The following is a 3080-nucleotide window of genomic DNA, read 5'->3' as shown; positions in this document are numbered from 1 at the left end:
CCCACGGGGAGGGGCGCCACCCGCGAGAGCATCCATGCTGAGGAAAGAGTTGCGATGACAGCCCCCCTCCTGAACGTCAACGGCATCGAAGTCATCTACAACCACGTCATCCTCGTGCTCAAGGGCGTGTCCCTGCAGGTAGCCGAGGGCCAGGTGGTGGCCTTGCTGGGGGGCAATGGCGCCGGCAAGACCACCACGCTGCGCGCGGTGTCCAACCTGCTGGAAGGCGAGCGCGGCGAGGTCACTAAGGGCAGCATCGAGCTGCGCGGCGAGCGCATCGAGAAGCTGTCCACCTCGGCCATGGTGGAGCGCGGGGTGGTGCAGGTCATGGAGGGCCGGCACTGCTTCGCCCACCTGACCATCGAGGAGAACCTGATGACCGGCGCCTACACGCGCAAGGACGGGCGTGGGGCCGTGGCGGCGACRCTGGACAAGGTCTACACCTACTTCCCGCGCCTGAAGACGCGCCGCACCAGCCAGGCGGCCTACACGTCGGGCGGCGAGCAGCAGATGYKCRCCATCGGCCGCGCGCTGATGGCCAACCCCAAGATGGTGTTGCTGGACGAGCCGTCCATGGGCCTGGCGCCGCAGATCGTCGAGGAGGTGTTCGAGATCGTGCGCGACCTCAACACCAAGGAGAGGACGACCTTCCTGCTGGCCGAGCAGAACACCAGCATGGCGCTGCGTTATGCCGACTACGGCTACATCCTGGAGAACGGCCGCGTCGTCATGGACGGCGCTGCCAGCGCATTGCGCGAGAACGAGGACGTCAAGGAGTTCTATCTCGGCGTGGGCGGGGAAGGGCGACGCAGTTTCAAGGACGTGAAGAGCTACAAGCGAAGGAAGAGGTGGCTGGCATGAGTGACGACAACTGGGAGATGGCGCCGCCACCTTTTGATGCGGACTCGGCGCTGCTGACGATGAAGCGCTTCGCGCGCGACCAACGCGTGCTGGCCGAGCGGGGCGAAGGCTGGATGCTGGGCGCCGACGTGGTGCTCAAGCTGGCGGTGGAGGGTGCGACCGTCAAGGTCCAGCTCACCAAGCGCCCGGCGCGCACGCCCGAGTGGGACACCTTCACGCTGAAGTCCGCGACCGAGCTGCGCAAGTTGCAGGACGAGATCAAGCGCCGGCTCACGCGTTGGAAGGACGAGGAGTGAGCGCCGCGCCGGGCCGCCCCAAGCAAGCTCGCTCCCGCTTGGCGGGACAGACCGTAGGCCGAAGGGTGCACCAATGAGCTCGGAGTTCTTCGACGCGCTGGAGACGCGCGACCCGGCCGCGCGTGAGGCCGCGCTGATGGCTGCGCTGCCGGAACAGATCGCGCATGCCCAATCCAGCAGTCCGGCCTACACCGAGCTGTTGGTCGGCGTCGATGCGAACGCGATCACGTCGCGGGCCGCGCTGGCCACGTTGCCGCTGACGCGCAAGAGCAGCCTCGCCGCCGCCCAGGCCGCTCGGCGCGCACTGCGCTTGGGCGGATTTGCGGCCGGCATGCCGCGGCGCATCTTCCAGTCGCCCGGGCCGCTCTACGAACCCGAGCCCGATGCCGACGGCGCCGACCCCTGGCGCGTCGCCCGCGCACTGCATGCGGCGGGCATCCGCGCCGGCCAGCTCGCGCATGTGGGCTTCAGCTATCACCTGACCCCGGCTGGCGCCATGATGGAAGCGGGCCTGCGCGCCATCGGTGCTGCCAGCTTTCCCGGCGGCATTGGCAATACCGAATTGCAGCTGCAGGCCCTCCTGGACCTGCAGCCCGAGGCCTATGCCGGCACGCCCAGCCTGCTGCGCATCTTGCTCGAGAAGGCGGCCGAGGGCGGGCACGTGCTGCCTTATCTGCAGTGTGCCCTGGTCAGCGGTGAGGCCTGCCCGCCGGCGCTCGTTGCATGGTTTGCCGCACGCGGCGTCGATGCCTACCAGTGCTATGCGACGGCCGACCTCGGCCTCATCGCCTACCAGACCACGGCGCGTGAAGGCCTGGTCGTCGACGAAGGCGTCATCGTCGAGATCGTGCGACCCGGCTCTGCCGAACCTGTGCCGGACGGCGAGGTCGGCGAAGTCATCGTGACGACGCTCAGTGCCGGTTATCCCTTGATCCGCTTCGCCACCGGCGACCTCTCTGCCGTGCTGCCCGCGAACCTTGGCATCAGCCCCTGCGGCCGCACCAACCAGCGCCTGCGTGGCTGGCTGGGCCGGGCGGACCAGTCGGCCAAGGTGCGTGGCATGTTCGTGCACGCGGGCCAAGTGGCCGAGGTGCTGGCGCGCTGTGGCCAGCGCGGCCGGGCGCGCCTCATCGTCGACGGCGAGCTGGCCAATGACCGCATGTGCCTGCAGCTTGAGGCCGCGCCGGCCGAGGGCCTGGTGGAGCAGCTGCAGACGGCGCTGCGCGACATCACCAAGCTGCGGGGCGAGGTCGAGCTGCTGGCGGCGGGCAGCCTGCCCAACGACGGCCGGGTCATCGAGGATCGCCGCCCCGTGTGACGCGCGTTTGAAGACCTCGGGGCCGACCTGAGCCTGAATCGGTGACAGGAAGGCCCGCATGGACTCGGCTTGGCGGCGCCACCACAGTCCGCCGCTTTGCCGGCCACCGCTGGCACCAGCCGAGGACGCGCCATGACCCTTGCCCGCCATCTTCCGCCCACCCTGCTCGTGCTGCTGCTCGCAGCCTGCGGTGGTGGCAGCAACGACCCCCAAGTCTCTTCCCAAGCTTCCCAGGCCGAAAGCGAGCTGGCCAAAGCCGCCGCCGCGCGCCCGCGCGCCAAGGACCCCGACCACCACGAGTTCTCGGCCACGCTGTCCGCGCCCTTCGCGGTCACCGCCGCCAGCGGCGAGCGCGTCTTCAGCGTGCAGATGGACCACCCCGGCATTGCCGACGGCCAGGTCTTTGCGTGGGCGCTCAGCCTGGTCGACGAGCAGGGCCGCGTGCTGCAGCGCTGGAGCGGCGAATCGCGCTATGCCGGCGCGCCGGTGATGGCCAGCGTGCGCTGGGTCGGTCGCGGCACCGGCGGCACGGCACTGGCCGATGGCCTCTACCAGCTCAAGCTTGAGGCCGCCAGCCTCGACGCCGCCACCGCGCTGAGCCAGGG

At 69.7% G+C, this 3080-nt stretch carries 3 protein-coding genes and 1 pseudogene; all 4 read left to right on the top strand.

Annotated elements, in window-relative coordinates:
• Positions 1 to 54: 54 nt before the first annotated feature.
• Entirely contained in the window at positions 55 to 861 is an 807-nt protein-coding gene (locus AC1DU6_RS25225) for an ABC transporter ATP-binding protein (protein WP_477860428.1), read from the top strand.
• Positions 858 to 1157: a hypothetical protein gene (locus AC1DU6_RS25220; RefSeq protein WP_057300574.1), complete on the top strand. Its 300-nt coding sequence runs from the start codon at positions 858 to 860 to the stop codon at positions 1155 to 1157. The genes AC1DU6_RS25225 and AC1DU6_RS25220 overlap by 4 nt, the downstream gene beginning before the upstream one ends.
• 73 nt (positions 1158 to 1230) lie before the next feature.
• Positions 1231 to 2475, top strand: a complete 1245-nt coding sequence (locus tag AC1DU6_RS25215) for a phenylacetate--CoA ligase family protein (RefSeq protein WP_457324429.1) — start codon at positions 1231 to 1233, stop codon at positions 2473 to 2475.
• A 132-nt stretch (positions 2476 to 2607) separates the two neighbouring features.
• Positions 2608 to 3080: pseudogene (locus AC1DU6_RS25210) on the top strand (hypothetical protein); the annotation flags it as partial.

The organism is Roseateles sp. P5_B10 (genome assembly GCF_056400485.1).
This window is presented reverse-complemented; position numbering and strand designations above follow the sequence as displayed.

Coding starts and splice junctions, on each gene's coding strand:
- AC1DU6_RS25215 (WP_457324429.1), top strand. CDS start 1,231: ATGAGCTCGGAGTTCTTCGACGCGCTGGAGACGCGCGACCCGGCCGCG.
- AC1DU6_RS25220 (WP_057300574.1), top strand. CDS start 858: ATGAGTGACGACAACTGGGAGATGGCGCCGCCACCTTTTGATGCGGAC.